Raw genomic sequence first — 1,357 nt, forward strand, 5'->3', positions numbered from 1 at the left:
GGGTGCGGCGCGCCTCGGCGCGCAGCGTGACCAGCGCGCCATCCGCCGACTCGGCCGCCGGCGCGAAGCCGAGGTCGCGGAGCCGGGTGAGCAGCGTGTCGGGGGCGAGTTCGGAGATCAGCACCGTCGGGGCGAGCCGGCGCAGCCGCAGCGGCGCCGCGCGGCGGTCGGCGACGAGCTGGGTGAGGAGCGCCTCGTCCTCGCACCGCAGGTAGCTGGTGGCGGCGCCGACGCGGAGCCGGCCGTGCCGGCGGGCCACGTCGTCGACGAGGTAGCCGAGCGGCTGCGGCACGGGCGTGCGGGAGTGGTCGGCGAGGAAGGCGTGCAGCTCGTCCGGCGTCCAGCCGGCGTCGAGGGCGCGGCGGACGGAGGCCGCGGTGAAGCGGTAGACCGTGGCGCCGCCCTTGGACTCGACGTCGGCGGCGGCGTCCATGATCCGCCGCACGTCGGGCCGCAGCGGCCCGGGCGCGATGGCCGTCAGGTCGGCCTGGAGGAGGAAGTGGTCGAGCGGTTCCGGGAGCTGGTCGCGCAGCTGCTCGGCCGCGGCGGGACCGTCGGGGCGCGGGAGCCGCAGCAGGGGGCGGGCGAACGAGGCGAACGCGCCGCGCCCGGTGACGCCGAGGCGCTCGGCCTCGGCGAGCACCGCCTCGCACAGCCGGACCCTGGTCTCCTCTGGCATCCGCCGGGGCAGCTCCCAACCGACGCGGCGCTGGACCCCGTCGGCTGCCGGCGCGTGCCCCGCCGGCAGCGCGGCGAGCAGGGTGAGCACCCGATGGCGCAGCGCGGCGGCCGGGCCCCGGTCGAGGCCGGGGCCGAGCGCGGCGAGCAGCCGGCCCTTGGAGTCGCGGGTGCCGACGAGTCCCGGGACGCGGGTGGTCGCCAGCCAAGCCGTGACGAGCGCGGCCCAGCGCTCGGCGGCCGGCAGCGCGAGCCACTCGTCGTAGCCGGGCGTCGGCGCGCACCGCTCGTCGGCCTCGCCGTCCGGGGCGAGCAGCCCGGCGGCGTAGGCGAGTTCGATCCAGAACGCGGCCTCGGGCTCGGGGGTGTCGAGGAGCACGGCGGTCCGCTTGAGCTCGCGGGCGCCGAGCCCGCCGGCGCGCAGCACGGCCGGGCCCTCTGTCGACCAGCAGGTGGCCAGCTGTTCGACGAGGGCGAGGGCGGCCTGCGCGGCGCCGGCCGCCGCCGCGTCGACGGTGGCCGGCGGGTGCTCGACGACGGGTCCCGGGTCCGGCGGTTCGGCGCACAGCTCGCGGTGGGCCCGGCCGCCGCGCAGCGCGAGCGCGACCTCGCGGGGCAGCACGACCGTGCCGGGCGCGGTCGGCATCAGCAGGGCGCGGTCGAGCAGCCAGCGCACGGG

The 1,357-nt window shown here is 79.4% G+C and carries 1 protein-coding gene; it reads right to left on the bottom strand.

The features are described from left to right. The coding region (locus E1265_RS36240; RefSeq protein ID WP_165954030.1) for a helicase-associated domain-containing protein at nucleotides 1–1,357 on the bottom strand (1,357 nt) is incomplete at both ends.

It is taken from the genome of Streptomyces sp. 8K308 (assembly GCF_004348315.1).
Taxonomy (GTDB): Bacteria; Actinomycetota; Actinomycetes; order Streptomycetales; family Streptomycetaceae; genus Streptomyces.